Here is a 20,689-nt window from a genome sequence, read left to right as displayed (position 1 = left end):
GCGGATCCGTCGGGTGCCGCGCACCAGGCTCTGGTGAATCTGCATGGGGCCAGTATAGCCATGGCCCAGCGGTTGATAGCGCCGAGTCCGTCGCGACACCCTTCAACGAGGGTCTTTCGGATCTATCTGAACCTGTACAGTGCGTCCGCGGGTTATGTCCGTTTCGGACTAAAGCGAGGGCATACTATCTAGATATATGGCCGATTCCATCGTAGTCTCGGCCCGTCCTCTGGATTCTCAGGCGACTAGAGGCTCAGGGCAGTCCGGCCCCCCGGCCGACGGGTCCCAGAGCCGTGCCTCTCCTCTGTGGCCGACGCTCGTCCGTCTCCTCATTCTCGCGACCCTGATTCCCGCAACGTGGTTGGGGGTCATCGTGGTTCCGCCGACCGGCGCCGTGGCGACCATGGCGGTGCTGGCAGCCTACGTCGTGTTCCTCGCCGCGGGCGCGGGCCGGTTCCCGATCCTCAGGCGGCCCGACCTCATTCTCGTGCTCGACCTGACGGTGATCACCGCCGTGCTTTTCCTGTCGGGTACCCTCAGCAGTCCGTTCATCTATCTTTACTATCTGGCGATTTTGGAAGCGGCGGTGAATCTAGATCTCCGTCAGGCGCTCGCCGCGGCCATCGCGACCGCCGGTCTGCTGCTCCTCCTGTGGACCGCCGGGGGCCAGTCGTCGATGTTCGCGACGGCCGGCTTCCATCTCGGCGCGTTCATGGCGGGGGCCTTCTTGCTCGCGCTCGTCCTCGGCATGGTGGCGCAGGAGCATCGCGCGAGCGTGCAGCAGGCCCGCTGGAACGTCGAGCTGGACCGGCGCCTTGCGGAGGCGACCCGAGAGCTCGAGGCGCGCGTCGACGAACTCGAGACCTACAACGAGATCGCCCGCCAGATCAGCGGCGAGCTGCGGGTCGAGGGCGTGATGGACGCGCTGCTGCAGGCGTTTCGCCGTCTCGTCGGCGCGGAAGCCGGCATCGGCCACGTCGTCGCGGAGGCCGGCGGTCTGCGGGCGAGTGTATCGCACGGGACGGTACCCGAGGAGGCGGCCGCCGCGCCCGATGCGGCGCTGCCCGCCAACCCCGAAAGCGGCGAAGTGCACATCCGGCCGCGAGGACCGGCGGCGCGCCCCGACGGCTGGTGGTGCTCCACCGCGCTCGTGCGCTCGGGTCAGCCGCGGGCGTGGCTCACGGCCTACCGTGAGACCCCCTTCGATCTTTCGGAGGCGGTGCGCCTGCGGATTCGCGGGCTCGCCACGCAAAGCGTGGCCGCGGTGGAGGCCGCGCGCCTCCACGAAGAAGTGCAGGGCATGATCCGGACCGATCCGATGCGCGCGCTGTGCCCGTGGCCGACCTTCGAGCAATTGGTTCGCGACGAAGTCGAACGCTGCGGGTCGCTCCTCCTTGTCTTCTCGGTTGCCGAAGTGCAGTTGGAGGACTACGCGTCGACGCGGGCGGACGCGCAAGATCGCGACATGGCGCTGCGCCGCGCGGTGAAGCTGCTGCAGGCGTCGCTCCGGCGCGTGGACATCCTTTCCTATGACGGCGCCGGCCGGTTCGCCCTGCTGCTGCCGCGGGCCGCGAAAGTGCGCGCGCTCGAGGTCACCAAGGAGCTGATCTCGCGGCTCGAGCGCGACGACGTGGCGACGCGGCTTCTCATGGTCGACCGGATGGCGTTGAGCGCCGGAGTGGTCTCGTTTCCGGAGGACGGAACCACCCCGTCGGACCTGCTCGCCGGGCTCGAGGCGATGCTGGTCCTCGGCCCCCACGTGCCCGCGGACGTTCGCACGCCCGGCGCCTGAGCCGGGTCAGTCGCCGTACTTTTCGCGAAGACGCTTCGACAGCCGCAGCATCAGCTGGATCCGCTCGAACTGCCCCACCCACTCGGCCGTCACCGCGCCGAGCAGCGCCGGTCCCGGCGGGACGATGCCGGTCGGGCATGCGGGTCCGAGGCGGTCCGCCGCCATCTGGCGGTAAGTGGCCAGCGCGCGGTCGCCGTACCGGCCGCATTCCTGGTCGTCCTCACTGAGGAACACGACCACCGGCACGCGCCTGCCCATGTTCAGCATGACGGCGTCCTGCGCCGCGGCGTGCGCGTCGCGGTCGACGTAGCGGACCTTGACCTTGGCGTTCTGACGGGCGATGTGCTCAAAGATCGGACATTGGTTGACGCAGTCGCCGCACCACGCGCCGGTGATGACGAGCACGTGCATCTCGCGAACGAACCCGGCGATCAGCTCCTGCTGCTCGCCGGTGAGCGCAACCTTGTCGTACACGCCCTTCCACCGGGCCTGGTGCTCCACGGTCCCGTGGCGCTTCAAGAATTCGTCGTAACTGAGCCCTTCGGCGAACTCCCGACCCCAATCCATGCGTGCCTCCCATTCGATCGCGCCGACGGCGCGCGCATCGCAGCCGCTCGTACTACACGAATCGTACTACACGAACGTGCCGGCGCGCCGGGTCATTCCCCGTTCGAGGAGAGGTCTTTCCCGCCCGCGAAGTCGGCGTTGTGAAGATCGCGTCGGTGACCTGTACGCCGCTCGCCGCGAAGGCGCCGCGGGCCGTGGAGTTTTCCATCGGTACGTTTCCGACGTTCTACGCGGCCGTGGTCCAGATCCGGACCGACGATGGGCTCGCCGGCGCCGGCGAGTGCATCGTGCGCCGCGCGCCGGAAGTCGTGACGACAATCGTGGACCGGCTGCTCGCCCCGCTCGTCATCGGCCGCGACCCGTGGGACGTCGAGGGCCTGTGGGACGAGATGCTCGCGCTGCTCCGCCGGTGGGGGCATTCGCGCGGGTTCGTGCTCGAAGCGATGAGCGGCATCGACACGGCGCTCTGGGACGTGCTGGCCCGGGCGGCCGGCGTCCCGCTCTACAAGTTCCTCGGCGGCGCCGGACGCGAACGCGTGCGCTGCTACATCTCGAAGGTCTACTTCGACGACATTCCCCGGATGGCCGCCGAGGCCCGGGCGCAGGTCGCGCGGGGCTTTTCCCAGGTCAAAGTGCAGCTCGGGTGGCCGGCATCGCGCGGCGGCGATCGGACCGACGTCGAGACGGCGCGGGCGGTGCGCGCGGCCGTCGGCCCCGGTGTCGCGCTGATGTTCGACGCCAACGGCGCCTACGACGTGGGGACCGCGGTGCGGGTCGGACGCCAGATCGAGGAGCTCGACGTCACCTGGCTGGAGGAGCCGGTGCCGGCCGACGACCTCGACGGGTACGCGCACCTCCGGCGCTCGGTGCGCGTGCCGCTCGCGGCCGGGGAGACGGAGTTCGGACTGTTTGGGTTTCGCGACCTCATCGCGCGGGGCTGCGTCGACGTGCTGCAGCCGGAAGTCGCCCGGATCGGCGGCATCACCCCGGCCAGACGCCTCGGGGCCCTCGCGCACGCGCACAACCTGGCGTACGCGCCGCACACGGGGTTCAGCGGCGGGGTGGCGCACCTCGCGTCGCTGCACCTCGCGGCCGCGGCGCCCAACTTCTTCACCTACGAGTACATGGGGACGCAGTACGTCGAGAATCCGCTGCGGGAGATTTTTACCGCGCCGTTTCCCGTGCCGCGCGAGGGGATGATCGCGCTGCCCGGCGGCCCGGGCCTCGGGCTCGAGCTCGACCCGGACAAGCTCGCGCGCTTCACCGTCCGCACCCGGCCGGCGCGCCCGGCCGCGCGCCCGCGACGCGGAGGCCCCTACCCCGGCGGCTGCGCGGCGCGGGCCGCGCTGCACGCGTCGCACTCGCAGAGGTTGCGCAGCAGCGGAAACGTGTAGATCCCGGTCATGTGGCCGTCCGACCACGTGAAGCGCAGCGCGTAGGCGCCGACGCGGGCGACCTCGTTCGGGTGCACGTCGGCGGGGACGCGCTTCGGGTCGAGGAGCCGCTCGCCGGTCCACTCGTGCACGCACATCGCGCACGGACACGCCTGCCGGAGGCGCCGGTACGTGTACCGGCTTACGTGACCGTCGCTCCACGTGACGCGCAGCTCGCGGGCCTCGCGGTCTTCCACGATGTCGGTTGGGATGGGCATGGGACGGCGGGGCATCTCGGTGGTTAGTGTAACACGGCGGCACGAATTTCATGGTTGGCGGCCGCGCCCAGAGGAGCGCGTCCCGACCGGCCCGAAATCAACGACGCGAACTCAGCAAGCGATTCCCGCGCCGGTTTCCCCGCGAGGGATGTCCATTCCCGAGAGTTGGGAGGGTTCCATGCCGACTGCCCCTGCGTCGCCCCCTTCGGGGACTAGCCCGCGAGATGCGCAGGCGTCGCCCGACGCGCCCCATGCCGTCGCCGTCACCGTGAACGGCCGGGCGGAGACCCTGAGCGTCCCGGCGCGGCGAAGCCTGCTGCACGCGCTTCGCGAAGATCTGCATCTGACCGGCACCAAAGAAGGCTGCGGCGTGGGCACGTGCGGGGCCTGCACCGTGCTCCTCGACGGCCGCCCCGTGCTCGCGTGTCTCATGCTCGCCGTGCAGGCGGCCGGCCGGGCGATCGAGACGATCGAGTCGCTCTCCCGCGACGGAGCGCTCGCGCCGGTCCAGGAGACCTTTGTCCGCCACGACGCGCTGCAGTGCGGGTTCTGCACGCCGGGACAGATCATGGCGCTCGAGGGGCTGCTGCGCCGGACCCCGCGGCCCTCCGAGGACATGCTGCGGCGCGCGCTGGAGGGCAACGTCTGCCGGTGCGGGACGCAGCTGCGCATCCAGGCGGCGGCGCGGGAGCTCGCGGCCGGGCGGAGCCGCTGATGCCGAGGATCGTCAAGCAGAAGATCGAGTTCGAAGGCCGTGTCGAAGAGCGCGAGGTCGTTCTCGAAGGCGACGACGTCCCCATCTGGCCGGCGGACCAATCGTTCCGCGTCGTCGGGACGCCCGTCCCCCGCGTCGACGGCGGGGAGCGCGCGTCCGGCACCGCGCAGTACACGGCCGATCTCTATCCCGCGGGGCTCGTCTTCGGCGCCCTCCTCCGCTCGCCCCACGCCCACGCGCGGATCCGCCGGCTCGACACCTCGCGCGCCGAGCGCGCGGACGGCGTGCGCGCGGTGCTCTCCCACCTCAACTTGAAGGGCATTCCCTGGTACAACGGACTGAGCGCGCTGTTCGACGCGGAGCTGCGGTACGCGGGCGAGGAAGTGGCCGCCGTGTTCGCGGACACCGCCGCGGCGGCGCGCGACGCGCTCGATCTCATCGACGTGGAGTACGAGGTCCTGCCGCATGTCGTGGACCCCGAGGCGGCGCTGGCCAAAGACGCCCCCAAGGTCCACGCGTCCGGCAACGTGCTGGGCGGCGCGGCGGAACGGTACGCGCGCGGCGACGTGGAGGCGGGATTCGGCGGGGCCGCGGCCACGGTGGAGCTGCGCGTCGAGACGCAGGACGTGCTGCACCACAGCATGGAGACGCACGGCTCGATCTGCGAATGGACCGGCGACCGCCTGACGATCTGGGACTCCACCCAGCACATCTTCGGCGTCCGCCGCCAGGTCGCCGCGGCGTTGAAGGTCCCGATGGACCACGTCCGCGTCGTGAGCCGGTTCATGGGCGGCGGCTTCGGCAGCAAGAACCAGGCGGCCAAGTACACGGTGCTCGCGGCCGTCGCCGCCCGGCGGCTCGGCTGCCCAGTGAAGATCATGTTCACGCGGGCGGAGGAGAGCATCGCGGCGGGCAAACGGCCGCGGAGCGCGCAGCGCATCCGGCTGGGCGCCGGCCGGGACGGGCGTCTCGTCGCGATCGACTATTGGGGTGTGTCGGGGGTCGGCGCGTACCGGGCGCTCGGGACGCCGCTCGCCGGCCCGGCGAAGGAAATGTACGCGTGCCCCAACGTGCGCACCGAGGTCTGGAATGTCTTCACCAATACCGGCCCGAGCGCGGCCTTTCGCGCGCCGGGATTCGTCGAAGGGACGGTCGCGCTGGACTGCGCGATGGAGGCGCTGGCCGACCGGCTCGGGATCGATCCGCTCGAGCTGCGCCTGCGAAACTACGCCGAGGCGGATCAGGTGCTCGGGCGCGCCTACTCGAGCAAGTTCCTTCGCGAGGCCTATACGATGGCGGCCGAAGCGGCCGGCTGGTCGCGCCGCGTGCCGACGCCGGCGTCGCCCGCGCGGTCGGGCGGCCCGCGCCGCGGGTTCGGGATGGCCTCGCAGATCTGGGGCGGCGCCGGGTCGCCGCCGGCCTATGCGGAGGTGCGGCTCAACCCCGACGGGACCGCGGACGTCCGCATCGGCACCCAGGACATCGGCACGGGCGCCCGGACGGCGCTCACGCAGATCGCCGCGGAAGTGCTCACGCTGCCGATCGAGAAGGTCACGGTCCGGCTCGGGGATACGGACTTCCCATACAGCCCGCTCTCCGCCGGCAGCCAGACGATCGCGTCGTGCGGCCCGGCCGTGCGCATGGCCGCGGAGGAGGCGCGCCGGCACCTCCTCGATACGGCGGCGTCGGTCCTCGAGGCGGCGCCCTCCGACATCCGGCTGGAGTCGGGCGGCCTCTCCGTGGCCGGCGTGCCGGACCGGAAGATCGCGGTGCACGAGCTCACCGCCCGGATGGGTAACTTCACGATCGCCGGCCGCGGATTCCGCGGGGCCAATCCCGACGGCGTGACGATCCGGACGTGGGGCGTGCAGATCGCCGAGGTCGAGGTCGACCCGGAGACCGGCGAGGTGCGGGTGATCAAGATCACCGCCTGCCACGACGTGGGCCGGGTCATCAACCCGATGGGGTACGTGAGCCAGATTCACGGCGGCGTGATTCAGGGGCTCGGGATGGCCCTGTGCGAGGATCACGTCACGGACGCGGAGAGCGGGACCGTGATGGATCTCGGCTTCGACAGCTACGCGATGCCCCGGCCGTCGATGATCCCGGAGATCGAGGCGCTCGCGGTCGGCCGGCCGGACCCCGTGGCCAACAACCTCGGCGTCAAAGGGGTCGGCGAGCCGCCGATCATTCCCACGCCGGCCGCCATCGCGAACGCCGTGGCGAACGCCATCGGCGTGCGGGTGACGTCGCTGCCGATCACGCCCGCGAAGATCGTGCGTGCGCTGCGGATGCCGCCGTCGTGAGCGGGTGCGCGGATTTCCCGTCCGTCCTCGGCGACGCCTTCACCGGGCGGCCGCTCTAAGGAGTCGAGCCGAGCTCTCGGAGCGCCCGCTGGACGTCGTCGAGCTGCGCCAGCGACGCGGCATAGCGGTCGCCGCGGCCCTCGTGGTGCTCGATCAACACCAGCTCAACCGGATAGAGCCGCGCCGCCGCTTCATACGTCTGCCTCGCGGCGGCTTGATCGCCCTCCAGGCGCAGCGCGTCGCCGAGCCAGAGGCGGTACCTGGGCGTGTACGGGTCGAGGCGGACCGCTTCGCTGAGGGCGGCGACCGCGTCGGGGTACCGGTGCTGGTCACGGCGGAGGCGTCCCAGTTCGGCCCGCGGATAGGCGTCCCACGCGTTGTCCGCGATCGCCCGGCGGTAGTATCCGACCGCCACGTCGCGCATGGATTGCCACGGCCCGAGCGCGGTCGTCAGCTTCCGCCGATACAGGTCCGCCGCGAGGTCGCCGAGGTACGCCGGGATGACGCTGTTCAACGGGTCGAGCGGCAGCGCCGTTCGGAACGTCTCGACCGCCTCGGGGAACCGCAGCGCGGCCACCTGTTCGGACGCTTCGTTGTGCAGCACGGTCGCGACCACCGGCGGCACGAGCAGCGGCGGCAGCGCGATGAACACGGCGGCGATCGGCAGGACGAACAGCCGCTGCCACAGGCGAAGCGTGAGGCGCCGGCGGCGCACGGCGTGCGCCGCCGCCACCGCGGCGAACGCGGCCAGCATGGTGAGATTCGTGATGACGTAGAGGTTTTCGTCGACGATGCTCGTCACGCCGACGCCGGCGGCCGCGGCCACCGCGGTGCCGAGCCAGACGCGATCCTCCGCCCCGCCGCCGCGGTAGTGGACACCGGCGCGCCACAGGCCCCACAGCAACGCCAGCGCCAGGAGCCCCGCGCCCAGGGCGCCGGTCTCAGCCAAGATCTGAAGGTAGTCGTCGTGTGCCGAGCCCGGGACGTTGATCATCGCGTACGTCGTCAGCACGTCCGGCGGCCGGTAGGCCGAGTAGACGACGTTGAACGTCCCGAGCCCGGTGCCCCAGAGCCGGTGGGCATCCCAGACGCGCACCGCGGTTCGCCAGATGAATCGCCGGCTCGTCACGGTGTCTTCCTGCGCCGGCGCGAGACTCTGCGCGCGCAGGCCGACGGCGGGCAGCCGCGCGATCGCGACGCCCGCGACGACGGCGATGAGGAGCAGCACCCACCACGCCCGCCGCCGGACCGGGACCAACGCCGCCGCGGCGACGATCACGAACGCCGCGAGGCCGGCGTACCCGCCCCGCGAGTAGGTCAGCATGAGCGCGGTAACCTCGACGACCAGCACCGCCGCGGCGATCGGTCTCAAGAATATGGGCAGCGACATGGCGAGCACCGCCGCGCCGGCGATGCCGAACAGGAGGAAGCCGGCCAGCACGTTCGGGCTCCCGAGGGTGCCGTAGACGCGGGTGTGGATGACGTCGGCGAACGACGGGCTCAGCCAGTACGCCGGCGTCGGAATGCCGGCCGCGTACTGGCTGAGACCCTGCACGGCCTCCCAGCAGGCGATCCCGACGAGGCCGGCGAGGAAGACGTGCGTTTTGATGCCGTCGTTCAGGACCATCAACAAGCCCAGCGCGAACGTTGCGACGGCCACGATCAGAAAGATTTCCTCTCTCGTGGCGTAGAGGTTGGCCGTGTGCGCAATCGATAGGAGGCACAGCGCGGCGGTGGTGGCGAGCACGACGAGCGCGCCGCCGGGAAGCGCCCGGCCGCCGAGGAGCCAGCGAATGCCGCCCGCCGCGCCGACCGCGAGCGCGGCCTGCTGGAACACCAGCAGCGGGAGGCGGTGCGTGAGAAAACCGGCGGCCGGCATGAAGGTCAGGCCCGCGTACGCCGTCCAGCCCAGCAGCCCGAGCGCGCCGAGCAGGATGATCCAGTCGAGCACCTCGCCCGCGGCGGCGTGAAACGCCGGCGGCCGGTCGGGTCCCGGGGGCGCGGCAGGTTCCGGCCGGCCGCCGTCTACCGGGCCAGCCATCCACCGTCCACGGCCAGCACGTGGCCGTGCACGTAGTCGGACGCCCGCGACGCGAGGAAAACAGCGGCCCCGGCCACGTCGTCCGGCCGGCCCCACCGTCCGGCCGGAATCCGCGCGAGGATCTCGGGATTGCGGGTGGGGTCCTCTTTGAGCGGGCGCGTCAGGTCGGTCTCGATGTACCCGGGCGCGATCGCGTTGACGTTGATGCCCTGCGCGCCCCACTCATTGGCCAGCAATTTGGTGAGCTGCGCCACCGCCCCCTTGCTCGCGGTGTACGCGGCGATCAGGATGCCGCCTTGAAAGCTCATCATCGAGGCGATGTTGATGATCTTGCCGTGCCCGCGCGGCAGCATGTCGCGGGCCGCCTGCTGGCACAACGTGAAGACGGCGTGGAGATTCACCTGCAGCACGCGGTGCCAGTCGTGGGGGGTCACCTCGAGCGCCGGGCCGCGCATCGTGACGCCGGCGTTGTTGACGAGAATGTCCACACGCCCGAGCGCCCGCACCGCGTCCGGGATCACCCGGTCGACCTGCGCCGGGTACGCGAGGTCGGCCGTGATCGGGACGCACCGCCGTCCGAGGCGCTCGATCTCGCCGGCGACCTCCCCGGCCGCCGTGCGGCTCACGAGGGCCACGTCCGCGCCGGCGCGCGCGAGGCCCAGCGCGAGCCCGCGGCCGATCCCGCGCCGCGCGCCGGTGACGACCGCCACCCGGCCGCCGAGGTCGAACCAATCGAAGCCGCCCACGCGTAGGAAGGTTCGGACCCATCCGCGGCGGTCCTCCGCATTTGGCGATGAGGCCGCGCTCGCGTATGGTACCATCCTGGTAGATGGTTCGAAGGAGCCTGCGCACATGCGCGTGAAATCGATGGGCCCGCTCGCCCGCGCGGCCGCCGCTCTCGCCCTCGTCCTGGCGGTTGCCGGCGCGGCGCCGGCCGGCACCGCCGGCCCCACGACGATCGAATTTTGGACGATCTCGCTGCAGCCGTTCTTCACGAAATTCATCAACGGCATGATCGACGGCTACCAGCGGCAGCACCCGGACATTCGAATCCGCTGGATCGACGTGCAGCCGCAGGCGCTGGACCAGAAGCTGCTGTCGTCGATCGCGGGCGGCGTGGCGCCGGACGTCGTCAACCTCAACACCGAGACGACGCTGCGGCTCGCCGAGGCGCACGCGCTCGTCGACATGGACGCCGCGGTGCCGGCGGACGCCCGCGGCCGGTACTTCCCCAACATCTGGGCGTCATTGCGGCTCGACGGCCGCGCCTACGGGCTGCCCTGGTACGTCACGCCGGACGTCCTCGCCTACAACCAGGCGCTGTTCCGCAAGGCCGGCCTCGATCCGGCCCACCCGCCGGAGACGACCGATCAGTTCATCCGCGCCGCCGCCGTCGTGAAGAAGAAGGCCGGCGTCTACGGGTTCATGCCGAACGTCGACGGGATCCGGTTTCTCAAGGTGTTTCAGGAGGAAGGCCTGCCGGTGCTGAGCGCCGACCGGCGCCACGCCGCCTTCGCGAGCCCCGCCCACGTCGCGCTGCTCGCCCGGTACGTCGACCTCTTCAAGCACGACCAGTTTCCCGACGACACGCTGCGGCGCGGCTATCTCGGCGCGACGGAGCGCTTCGGCGACGGCCAGCTGGCCATGCTGACGACCGGACCGCAGTTCCTGCTGCGCGTGCGCAGCGACAACCCGGACGTGTACAAGGACACCGCGGTGGCGCCCGCTCCGATGGGCCGCGGAGGGGTGCTCGACCTGCCGACGATGGACCTCGCGGTCCCCGCGGCGAGCCGGCACCGGAACGAGGCGGTGGCGTTCGCGCTCTATGTGACCGACGATGCCAACCAGCTCGCGTTCTCCAAACAGGTCGTGATCTTCCCGTCGACGCGCGCCGCGGCGGCGGACCCGTACTTCACGCGCGGCGGGACGAGCCCGGAGGACCGCGCGCGCCTCGTCGCCGTTCGCGAGCTCGGCCAGGCGCGCGACCTTACGATCGCCGTGCCGCACAGCGACGAGTTGTACCGCGTGTTTCGCGAGGCGATCGAGAGCGCGTTCTACGGCAAAATGAGCGCGGGCCAGGCCCTGGAGTGGGCCGTCCGCGAATGGAACCGCCGGCTCTGACACGAGCGCGCGGCCCCGGGGTCTCATGGCACAGGCCGTAGGTACCCAGCCCCTGTCCGGCACGCGCCGGGCGGGCCGCCGGCAGGCCGTCGCGCGCACCGCGATCGCGTACCTCTTTCTCGCCCCGGCGCTCGTGCTGCTCGTGGTCTTCACGTTCTACCCGGTCATCTTCGGCACCGCGCTCAGCCTGTTCGACTACAACGTCATCTCGCCGCCGCAGTACGTCGGGTTCAGCCAGTTTGCCGCGCTGTGGCAGGACCGGTACTTCTGGACGGCGCTGCGGAACAGCGCGGTCTATCTCGCGGTCGTCCCGGCCCTGCAGTTGTCCGCCATCGTGCTGGCGCTGTTGGTCAGGCGCCCGCTGCGCGGAATCGCCTGGTTCCGGGTCGCCTACTACATCCCGGTCGTCACGTCGATCGTCGTCGTCGGACTGATGTGGCGGTGGCTGTACGACGAGGCCGGCCTCCTGAACTACGTGCTTCTGCGCGTGGGCCTGATCCACGCGCCGATCCACTGGTTGAGCGACCCCGGGCTGGCGCTCTACTCGGTGATGCTGGTGACGTGGTGGAAGGGCATCGGCTACTACATGGTCATCTACCTCGCCGGGCTCGAGGCCATCCCCTCGTACTACGACGAGGCGGCCGCCCTCGACGGCGCCGGCCCGGTCGCGCGCCTCTTCCAGGTCACCATTCCGCTCTTGCGGCCGAGCATTCTGCTCTGCAGCACGATCTCGATTCTGGCGGCGCTGCGCGTGTTCGAGGAGATCTACGTGATGACGGGCGGCGGGCCGATCTTTTCGACGTACACGATCTTCTACTACATGTTCGACCAGGCGTTCAATTCGCTGCACCTCGGCTATGCCGCCGCAGTCGGCGTGGTGCTGGCGGCGATCACCGCCTTGTTCTCCGCGGTCAACTTCCGGCTGATGCGGCAGGGAGGGCTGTCCTATTACTAGGGCGCCCCGTCCCCGGCTGTCCCGCTCCGCGCAGACGGCCGGTCTGTATCTGCTGCTCGGCGCGATCGCCGTGGTCACGGTGTTCCCGTTTCTCTGGCTGCTCGCGACCGCGCTCGGGTCGCGCGGCGCGGTCTTCGCCTTCCCGCCGGCGCTGATTCCACACCCTGCGACGCTCGCCAACTTCGCCGGCGTGTGGCAGACGATGCCGATCGGCCGGTTCTTCGCGAACACCGTGTATATCACCGGCATGGGCATCGTGCTCACGCTGCTCGTCAGCGCGCTCGCCGGCTATCCGCTCGCCCGCATGCGCTTTCCCGGCCGCGATCTGATCTTCTATGCGATCGTGGGCAGCCTGATGCTGCCGCAGCACGTCGGGCTGATCCTGAACTTCGTGACGATGATGCGGCTGCATCTCGTCGATACCTACGCGGCGGTGTACCTGCCGAGCCTCGCGAGCATCTTCGGCATCTTCCTCCTGCGGCAGGCCTATCTCGTCGTGCCGGCGGAGATCGAGGACGCGGCACGGATCGACGGCGCCGGCGAGCTGCGGCTGTGGGCGCAGGTCATGCTGCCCCTGGTCACGCCCGCGCTCGCGACGCTCGCCATCGTGGAGTTCTCGGGGTACTGGAACTCGTTTCTCTGGCCGCTCATCGTGCTGAAGTCGCCGGACCGCTATCCGCTCGCCGTCGGCCTCCTCTACCTCTCCGGCCTGTTCGCGCACAATACCCGCTACGTCGCCGCCGGCGCGGTGCTCATGACGGTGCCCGTGATCGTGGTGTTCGTCGCCCTGCAGCGGTACTTTCTCCGGGGTATCATGCTCGGCGCCGTCAAGTGACGATCGCGTTTCTGCCGCTCGACGAGCGGCCCGTCACCCGCGACGCGTTTCTCCGGCTGGCGGCGATCGCCGGCGCCGGAGTCGTCACGCCCCCGCGCGAGCAGCTCGGCCGTCTCAAGCGTCCCGCCGACGTCGAGGCGATGTGGGCGTGGCTCGAGGGGCCCGGGGCCGACTCGGACGTCGTGATCGCGTCCGCGGAGCTGCTGATCTACGGCGGCCTCGTGCCGTCCCGCGTGGGGCGCGAGCCGCTCGACCGGTGCCTCGCGCTGGCCGCGCGGTGGGCCGGGCTGCGCCGCGCGGCGCCGCACCGCCGCCTCTTTCTCTCCGCGAGCAATCTGCGCCTTCCCAACAGCGCGGACGCGACCGAGGAGCCCGACTACTGGGTCGAATACGGGCCGCAGATCTTTGCTCTGAGCTTCCACGAGGACCGCTACGAGGCGACCGCCGATCCGGCATCGCGAGACCGGGCGGCCGCGGCCGCCGCCGCGGTGCCCGCGAGCGTGCTCGCCGACGTGCGGTGGCGCCGGGCGCGGAATCTTGCCGTGCTGCTCCGCTTGATCGATCTCGCAGGCGCCGAGGTCTTCGACGGCCTGCTGATCGGGCAGGACGATGCCGCCGAGTACGGGTGGACGCGGCGGGATCTGCGGGCGGTCGCCGCCGCGGTCGAGGAGCGCCGGGCGGCGTCCCGGGCGTGGGTGACGTACGGCACCGACGAGCTCGCCGCGCGCCTGCTGGCCCGGGCGGTCGCGGGCGCCGGACGCGACCGCCCGGGCGTGCGGGTGACGTACTCCGCGCCGGCGCACCGCGGCGTGATTCCACGCTATGAGGGACAGGCGCTCGACCTGACGGTTACGTCGCACATCGTGACCGCGGGGTGCCGGCGGGTCGAGACCGCGCCGGACCTCGCGCTCTTCGTGCACAACTCGCCGGGCGATCAGGTCGAGGCGCCGGACCAGCGGCCCTATCCCCCGGCGGAGCTCGACGGCTTCTTCGCGGCCCTCGGCGAAGCGGCCGCCGCGGGCCTCCCCCGCGCGCTCGCCGACGTCCGATACAGCAACGGCGCGGATCGCACGCTCGTAGCGCGGCTGCTCGCGGCGCCGCGCGCCTCGGGTGTGTCCGCCTACGGCGGATGGAACACGATGAGCAACACGCTCGGGATGGCGCTCGCCCAGGCCCTCCTGTCGACGCGGCCGGCCGGCGGCCCGGCCGGCGCCGCCGCATCCGAGGAGGCCAACCGCGAGTTCACGATCCTGCGTCTTCTCGATGACTGGGGGTACCAGGCGAACGTCCGGCAGCGGCTGGCGCGCGAGGTGCTGCCGCGGTACCCGGGCGCGGGATTGCCGGACATCGGTCCGGCGTACGGCGCCTGCGCGGACGCCGCGCGCCGCTGGCTCCAGGAGACGTACGTGCCGCCGGTCGCGGCCTCGTTCGGCGTGCCGATCGAGGTCGGCCCCGTCGGGTTTCCGTGGAACCGGCTGTTCCACGTCGCGCTCGAGATCCGGGTCGGGGCGTCTCCGTCCTAGGGATGGCGGACGGGATCGAGCTGCGTCCGTTCGACCCCGGCCGGATCGGCGAGGTTGTCGCCGCATGGAACGCCGCCGCCGGCCGCGCGTTTCCGCTGCGGGAGGCCCTGTTCCGGCAGAACACGGTGCTCGATCCGCATTTCGATCCCGCCGGCGCCTCACTCGCCTGCGAGGCGTCGACGGGGCGCGTCGTGGGGTGCGGCCTTGCCAAGGTCGCTCGCGAGCCGCTGGGCGCGGACGGGCTGCGTCCGGACCGCGGGTGGATCAGTTTCGTCGCGGTGCATCCGAATCACCGGCGGCGGGGGATCGGCACCGCGCTCGTGCGCGCGGGGGAGGCGTTTCTCCGCGCCCGGGAGCGGCCGACGGCCGTGCTGGGCGCGGACCCGGCCCACTTCTTTCCCGGGATCCCGGACGACATCGGCGCGGCGGCGTTTTTCGAGGCCGCCGGCTACACTCTCCGCGGCGAGGCCTACGACCTGCACCGCTCGCTCGACGGCTACCGCACCGCGGAGACGGTGACCGCGGCGCGCGCGGCGAATCCCGATGTCGAGGTGCGGCCGCTGTCGTCCGGCGAGGATGGCGCGCTGCTCCAGTTCCTCGACGCGACGTTCCCGGGACGCTGGCGCTACACGATCGCGCGGTTCCTTCGCCTGGGCGGGCCGATCGGCGACGTGATGGGCGTCGTGCGGGGCCGCACCGTCCGCGGGTTCGCGATGCTCTTTCATCCCGAGTCGCGCTGGATCGGACCGAGCATCGCCTGGGCGGCCTCGGGCGGCGGCGCGCCGGCCGCGGGCGGGCTGGGGCCGATGGGTCTCGCTCCGGACCTGCGGGGCCGCGGACTGGGCGTCGTGCTGCTCGATCGTGCGATGGTGCACCTGGCCTCACTCGGCGTGCGGGAGATGGTGATCGATTGGACGATACTCCTCGACTTCTACGGGCGGCTCGGCTTCGTGCCGCTCCGGCGCTACCGGCACGGCGAGCGGACGCTGTGAGGTCCGGCCAAAGGCTTAGTTGGGTTGAGGCCGCGACCGGCCTCACGACGGCCGTCACCGCAATCGCGGGCTGCCTCTATGCGGCATTTGGGCCGACGTATCGATACGTCGCAGGCACCGTCACCAGTAGGGGCAGCACATACATGGCGAGCGGGTCGGAGAGCCTCGCGCAACGCGGTCTAGGTGCGCCGGCCACGGTCTATCTCCTCACGATGGCGTTGGCCGCGCTCGGTGCCGCCGCCTGCGCGTACGTTCACAGCCGGTGGAGGACCCGCGCCGCGTTGACGGGCCTTTGGCTGCTCACCGCCGTCTTGTGGGCCGGCGTCGCCCTCGGCGCGGCCAGTCTCGGGATATTGCTGCTGCCGGCGGCGCTCCTCGCCGCGGTCACGTCCGCGATTGGAAGATCCGCGGCGGCGGGCCGGTTCCCGTGAGCGCATTGGAGCAGGCCGGCCAGCTGTTTATGGTTGACTTCACCGGCCACGAGCCCTCGGCCGAGGTGGAGCGGCTGATCCGAGACGGGGTCGGCGGGATCATCCTGTTCGAGAAGAACGTGGCCGCGCCGGCGCAGGTCGCGGCCCTGACCAACGCGCTCCAGCGCGTTGCTGCGGACGCCGGCCGGCCGCCGCTGCTGATCAGCATGGATCAGGAAGGCGGACCGGTCGTGCGCCTCCGCGCCGGCGCGACCCACTTCCCAAGCGCCATGGCGTTCGGCGCGGCCGGCAGCGAGGCCATCGTTGCGTCGGCGGCCGGGATCACGGCCCGGGAACTGCGCGCGGTCGGGGTGCAGATGAACTTCGCGCCCGTGCTGGACGTGAACACGAATCCGCTGAATCCGGTCATCGGCGTGCGTTCGTTCGGCGAGGACCCCGAGCGCGTCGGCCGGCTCGGCGCCGCGGCCGTGCGCGCGATGGAGGTGTCGGGCGTCGCGGCGACGGTCAAGCATTTCCCCGGCCACGGCGATACCGTCCTGGACTCGCATCTCGGGCTGCCGGTGGTGGCGCACGATCTACGGCGGCTCGACCGCGTCGAACTTGCGCCGTACCGTCAGGCGATCGCCGCGGGCTGCGCCGCGGTGATGACGGCGCACATCGTGTTCAAGGCGCTGGACGCGGACCGTCCCGCGACGGTCTCACCGGCCGTGCTTGGGTTTCTGCGCGCGCGGATGGGATTCTCCGGCGTGGTCGTAACGGACTCGATGGCGATGGACGCGATCACCGGCTACGCCCCGCCGGGCGAGGCCGCCGTGCAGGCGCTCGCGGCCGGCGCCGACATCGTGCTTGCCTGCGGGGCGCTGGAGGCGCAGCGGGAGGCGCTCGGGGCGGTACGTGAGGCGGCGGAGGGCGGCCGGATCCCGGCGGCGCGGATCGCCGAAGCCGGCGCGCGGGTCGCTGCGCTCAGGGAGCGGTTCCGGCTCGCCGAGCGCACGATCGTGCCGGTCGAGGACGTCGCGCGGCGCGTAGGGGTGCCGTCCCACCTCGTGGTCGCGGACCACGCGGCCGAGGCCGCCGTCACGGTCGTCCGGGATCCCGCCGGCCTGCTGCCGGTGCGCACCGGAACGTTCGCGGTGATCGACGGGGCCGCGGGCGACGGGACGGCCGCGCGGCTCGCGGAGGCGCTGCGCGCAGCCGGCCGTGAGGCGGCCGTGGTGCCGGCGGACGCGGTCGCGCAGGCCTCCGGCGGCGCGGTGCGCATCGTGCCGGTGGGCCATGCGCGCCGCGATACGCTTGAGACGCGGGCCGCCGCGGCGCGCGTCGCGCAGGCCGCGGCGGCCACGGGCCCGATCGTCGCCGTCGCGACGGGCGCTCCGTACGTCCTCACGGAGGTGCCGCCCGGGGCGACGTGCCTCGCCGTGTACGGCGATGACCCCCCGTCCCTCCGCGCGGCCGCGCGGACCCTCGCGGGGCTCATCATGGCGCAGGGCGTGCTGCCGGTGTCGTTGTCGTAGCCGCCATATCGGGTCGCACGCTGGGTATAGAGGGTATAGACTGAACAACCGCTCAGTGACGGCGGCCGCTACCCCTGTTGCTCGACGAGCCGGCCGAGCCGCTTCGTGAGGCGCGCCGCCGGGGCGGCGAGCCCGAGCCGTGACGCCAGCCGCAGGGCTTCGCCGGTTGCCCCGCACGCGCCGGTCAGGTCGCCGCTCCGCGCCCGGATCTTGGCGGCTTCCTCGAGCACATGCACCCGGTAGAGGTCGGCCGATCGCCACGACGCCGCCTCCGACTCGACCCGCGCACGCCGGACCGCCTCCGCGCCGGTGAGGCGATAGGCGCGGCTGAGCCGCCGCAGCGCCCGCCAGCGGTCGCGGGGCTCCGTCGCCTCGTCCACGGCCCGATCGAAGCACCCCGCCGCCCGCTCGTTCTCGCCGCGCCGCACGAGCAGCATGCCGGCGCCTTCCCAGTCGAAGCGCACGCGCGAGCGCTCGAGGTCGCGGAGCGTGCGGATCACCTCGCCGTGGAGCGCGACCATCGCCAGCAGGTCGGCGCGGTTGTGGGCGACGATCGGATCGAGCGCCGCCCGGTTGCCCGAGCGCAGGTACTCGACGTAGACGCCGGGGATCAGCCAGCCGGGGATGTCGTCGTGACGCGGCGCGCCGATCACCTCGGCTTCGAGCGTGCTCAACCGGTGGGTGCCGAGCACGCGGTGCCACAACCGCCGCGCCGGCGTGATCAGGTCCGTGTGGACGTCCGGCGGCGAGGGCCGCCGGCGCGCCAGGATGAACCGCGACTCGAGGATCGGCCAGTCGAACCGCTGGCCGTTGAACGTGACGAGATGCGGACGTCCGGCGAGCCGCTCGCTCACCGCATCGAGGAGATGCGCTTCGGACCGGAGGCGCCGCAGCAAAAACTGTTCCGTGACGAGGGTTTCTCCGTCGAGGTAGGCCAGTCCGACCAGGAACGCGTAGGTGCCCGTGCCGCCGGCGAGGCCCGTCGTCTCCGTGTCGAGCCAGACCATCCCGGCCGCCGCACCGGCATGCTCCGCGGCGACCCACCCGACGCTCGCGCCGATCTCGACCGCGCCGTGGCGGTGGCCGAATGCGTAGCGCGCGCGGACCACCTCGACTCCGTCTGCCCCGGGCCGAACGACTCCATCGCCGCCCGACGGGGGCGCGGGACCCCGTTGTGGCGGCGGCGTCGCACGGCGGGCCGGCGCGATGCCCGCGCCATAGCGGCGGAGCCGCTCCCGCAGGCTGTCGATCGAAGCGTCAGGCAGGGACACAGACGTCGCGCAGCAGACGCAGCGTCCGGCGCTTGGCGTCCGGGCCGAGCCCCAGTACCGGGCCGACGCAGGAGGGACAACCTGCCTCGCACCCGCAGGCATCGATCAAGGCCGCGGCTGTGTCCAACAGGTCGCGCCGCAGCGCGAACAGCCGCTCCGCCTGCCCCACGCCGCCCGGGATCTGTTCGTACACCGTCACCGTGGGCTCGCCCGTGTGCGGCGAGCGTGTCTCCGCGAGCGCGCCGAGGTCGCGCGGGTCGCACATCAGGTACAGCGGCGCGACGTTGTGGAGGGCGTTGGCCACCCCGAGCAGCGCCCCCTGGAGGGCGTCGTTGCCGCTCGCCCCGCGGAAGACGGGGTCGAGGTCGGCGGCGCGGGCGCGCGGAAACACCCACCACGCCCCGGTGGTGTGGAGCGTCGTCTCCGGCAGGTGGATGGTCCCGAAGCCGACGTTCTCGTGGTTGGACAGCGTCAGCTTCTTGAAGATCGTGGGCCGGAACGTGACCGTGACCTCGCCGTGCGCCGCGTCCTCCGCGCGCGCGAACTCCGCCAGCACGCGCAGGTCGGTCGCGATCTGCGCGTCCGTGTAGTAGTCGACCTCGACGCGCGTCACGTACGCCTTCCGCTCCTCCCAATCGAGCCGGTCCACGTGGTACTGCTGGCCGAGGTGGATGTAGATCGCGTCCTCGTGTACGAAGGCCGGGGCGGAGGCAAGGTCGATCTCACCGATCACGCGGGGCCGCGGCTCGGCCGCCCCGCCCCGCGAAGCCGGGGCCGAGCCGCCCCGCGAAGCCGGGGTCGTGTCGATGATCACCACGTTCTCCTGGCTGGCGCTGCGCAGGCTTACCTCTTCGGCCGGGTACGCCTCGGCGATGTAGTGCCACGCGTCGTCCTCGTGGTGGAGGACGCGCGCCTCCTCGAGGTAGGCGAGGATCTCCGGCAGCGTATTGGGTCCGAACGTCTCGCCGTCGCGCAGCGGCAGTTCGAACGCCGCGCACTTGAGATGGCTCGCCAGCACGAGCAGATTGTCGGGGTTGGTCCGCGCTTCTTCCGCACCCTGCCGCAGCAGATAGTCCGGGTGCCGCACGATGAACTGATCGAGCGCGGCGCTCGTCGCGACAAGGACGGCGAGCGCCCGCTCCCGCCGGCGGCCGGCCCGGCCCATCTGCTGCCACGTGCTGGCGATCGTGCCCGGGTACCCGACCAGCACCGCGGCGCTCAGTTGTCCGATGTCGATGCCGAGCTCCAGGGCGTTGGTGGCGGCGACCGCGCGCACCGCGCCGCTGCGCAGTCCCGCCTCGATCTTGCGCCGTTCCGACGGGAGATATCCTGCCCGATACCCGCAGATGGCGTCGGCCGGCAGCGACCGCCGTTCCGCCGCCGCCCGCAGATACGTGGTCAGCAATTCCGCGGCGAGTCGGGAGCGCGCGAAGAAGATCGTTTGGATGCGGCCTCCCAGCAGCTCGCCGGCCAGCGTGACCGATTCCCGCACCGCGTCGATCCGGATCCCGAGCTGCTCGTTCACCACGGGCGGATTGTAGAAGCCGACGATGCGCTCGCCGGACGGCGCGCCGTTCCGGTCGACGATCGCCATCGTGCGGCCCGTCAGGCGTTCGGCGTGTTCCTTGGGGTTGCCGATCGTGGCCGAGCAGCAGATGAACTGCGGGGTGCTGCCGTAGAAGGCGCAGATCCGCGCAAGCCGCCGCAGCACATTCGCGAGATGCGAGCCGAAGACGCCCCGGTAGTGATGCAGCTCGTCGACCACAACGTACTTCAAATTTTCGAACAGGCGCAGCCACTTGGTGTGGTGGGGAAGGATCGCCGTGTGCAGCATGTCCGGGTTGGTCACCACGACGTGGCCGGCGGTCCGGATCGTCCGCCGCGCGTCGGCCGGCGTGTCGCCGTCGTACGTGAACGCCCGCACGTCCGCGCCGAGCAACCGGATCAAAGTCTGAAGCTCGTCGACCTGGTCGGC

17 protein-coding genes are annotated in these 20,689 nt (G+C 71.7%); 11 read left to right on the top strand and 6 right to left on the bottom strand.

Annotated elements, in window-relative coordinates; translation table 11 throughout:
• Positions 1 to 373 precede the first annotated feature (373 nt).
• A complete protein-coding gene (locus VKT83_16250) occupies positions 374 to 1,792 on the top strand; it encodes a hypothetical protein (GenBank protein ID HLY24019.1) in 1,419 nt (472 codons plus the stop codon).
• A gap of 6 nt (positions 1,793 to 1,798) precedes the next feature.
• Here VKT83_16250 and VKT83_16245 read toward each other — a convergent pair whose 3' ends face one another.
• The gene (locus VKT83_16245; protein ID HLY24018.1) at positions 1,799 to 2,359 is read right to left on the bottom strand and encodes a thioredoxin family protein; all 561 of its coding nucleotides are present in this window, start codon (positions 2,357 to 2,359) and stop codon (positions 1,799 to 1,801) included.
• A 140-nt stretch (positions 2,360 to 2,499) separates the two neighbouring features.
• On the opposite strand from VKT83_16245, the gene VKT83_16240 reads away from it, so the two are divergent.
• Entirely contained in the window at positions 2,500 to 3,753 is a 1,254-nt protein-coding gene (locus VKT83_16240; GenBank protein ID HLY24017.1) for a mandelate racemase/muconate lactonizing enzyme family protein, read from the top strand.
• On the opposite strand, the gene VKT83_16235 is transcribed toward VKT83_16240, so the two are convergent.
• Positions 3,675 to 4,010, bottom strand: coding sequence for a DUF971 domain-containing protein (locus VKT83_16235; protein HLY24016.1), 336 nt, complete (start codon positions 4,008 to 4,010; stop codon positions 3,675 to 3,677). The genes VKT83_16240 and VKT83_16235 overlap by 79 nt on opposite strands.
• Positions 4,011 to 4,188: 178 nt before the next feature.
• On the opposite strand from VKT83_16235, the gene VKT83_16230 reads away from it, so the two are divergent.
• Both VKT83_16230 and VKT83_16225 read left to right on the top strand, forming a co-directional pair.
• Entirely contained in the window at positions 4,189 to 4,725 is a 537-nt protein-coding gene (locus tag VKT83_16230) for a (2Fe-2S)-binding protein (protein HLY24015.1), read from the top strand.
• Positions 4,725 to 7,031: a xanthine dehydrogenase family protein molybdopterin-binding subunit gene (locus tag VKT83_16225; GenBank protein ID HLY24014.1), complete on the top strand. Its 2,307-nt coding sequence runs from the start codon at positions 4,725 to 4,727 to the stop codon at positions 7,029 to 7,031. Before VKT83_16230 ends, VKT83_16225 begins: the two co-directional genes overlap by 1 nt.
• Positions 7,032 to 7,086: 55 nt before the next feature.
• Here the strand turns inward: VKT83_16225 and VKT83_16220 are convergent, their stop codons facing one another.
• Positions 7,087 to 9,072 (bottom strand): O-antigen ligase family protein, encoded by a 1,986-nt coding sequence (locus tag VKT83_16220; protein HLY24013.1) that lies wholly within the window; start codon positions 9,070 to 9,072, stop codon positions 7,087 to 7,089.
• Complete coding sequence (gene kduD / locus VKT83_16215) at positions 9,057 to 9,818, bottom strand: 2-dehydro-3-deoxy-D-gluconate 5-dehydrogenase KduD (protein ID HLY24012.1); 762 nt, start codon at positions 9,816 to 9,818, stop codon at positions 9,057 to 9,059. The genes VKT83_16220 and kduD overlap by 16 nt, the downstream gene beginning before the upstream one ends.
• A gap of 106 nt (positions 9,819 to 9,924) precedes the next feature.
• Here kduD and VKT83_16210 point away from each other — a divergent pair, with 106 nt between their 5' ends.
• From VKT83_16210 to nagZ, 7 genes are all read left to right on the top strand, one after another.
• On the top strand, positions 9,925 to 11,193 hold the full coding sequence (locus VKT83_16210; protein HLY24011.1) for a sugar ABC transporter substrate-binding protein: 1,269 nt from the start codon (positions 9,925 to 9,927) through the stop codon (positions 11,191 to 11,193).
• Between the two features lie 25 nt (positions 11,194 to 11,218).
• Entirely contained in the window at positions 11,219 to 12,148 is a 930-nt protein-coding gene (locus VKT83_16205) for a sugar ABC transporter permease (GenBank protein ID HLY24010.1), read from the top strand.
• Positions 12,149 to 12,218: 70 nt separating this feature from the next.
• Positions 12,219 to 12,983 (top strand): carbohydrate ABC transporter permease, encoded by a 765-nt coding sequence (locus tag VKT83_16200; GenBank protein ID HLY24009.1) that lies wholly within the window; start codon positions 12,219 to 12,221, stop codon positions 12,981 to 12,983.
• Positions 12,980 to 14,506: a DUF4127 family protein gene (locus tag VKT83_16195; GenBank protein ID HLY24008.1), complete on the top strand. Its 1,527-nt coding sequence runs from the start codon at positions 12,980 to 12,982 to the stop codon at positions 14,504 to 14,506. Before VKT83_16200 ends, VKT83_16195 begins: the two co-directional genes overlap by 4 nt.
• A gap of 2 nt (positions 14,507 to 14,508) precedes the next feature.
• Positions 14,509 to 15,498: a GNAT family N-acetyltransferase gene (locus VKT83_16190; GenBank protein HLY24007.1), complete on the top strand. Its 990-nt coding sequence runs from the start codon at positions 14,509 to 14,511 to the stop codon at positions 15,496 to 15,498.
• A gap of 143 nt (positions 15,499 to 15,641) precedes the next feature.
• Positions 15,642 to 15,929, top strand: a complete 288-nt coding sequence (locus VKT83_16185; protein HLY24006.1) for a hypothetical protein — start codon at positions 15,642 to 15,644, stop codon at positions 15,927 to 15,929.
• Positions 15,926 to 17,443 carry a beta-N-acetylhexosaminidase gene (gene nagZ / locus VKT83_16180; protein HLY24005.1) on the top strand — a complete coding sequence of 506 codons (1,518 nt, stop codon included), beginning with the start codon at positions 15,926 to 15,928 and terminating at the stop codon, positions 17,441 to 17,443. The genes VKT83_16185 and nagZ overlap by 4 nt, the downstream gene beginning before the upstream one ends.
• A gap of 68 nt (positions 17,444 to 17,511) precedes the next feature.
• Here nagZ and VKT83_16175 read toward each other — a convergent pair whose 3' ends face one another.
• Positions 17,512 to 18,552: a ribonuclease H-like domain-containing protein gene (locus VKT83_16175; GenBank protein HLY24004.1), complete on the bottom strand. Its 1,041-nt coding sequence runs from the start codon at positions 18,550 to 18,552 to the stop codon at positions 17,512 to 17,514.
• A gap of 148 nt (positions 18,553 to 18,700) precedes the next feature.
• On the bottom strand, positions 18,701 to 20,689 hold a 1,989-nt coding region (locus tag VKT83_16170), incomplete at its 5' end, for a Zn-binding domain-containing protein (GenBank protein HLY24003.1).

Source organism: bacterium, from assembly GCA_035308905.1.
Taxonomy (GTDB): domain Bacteria; phylum Sysuimicrobiota; class Sysuimicrobiia; order Sysuimicrobiales; family Segetimicrobiaceae; genus DASSJF01.
Note: the sequence above shows the minus strand (reverse complement) of the source record. Positions and strands in the feature narration are given on the sequence as shown.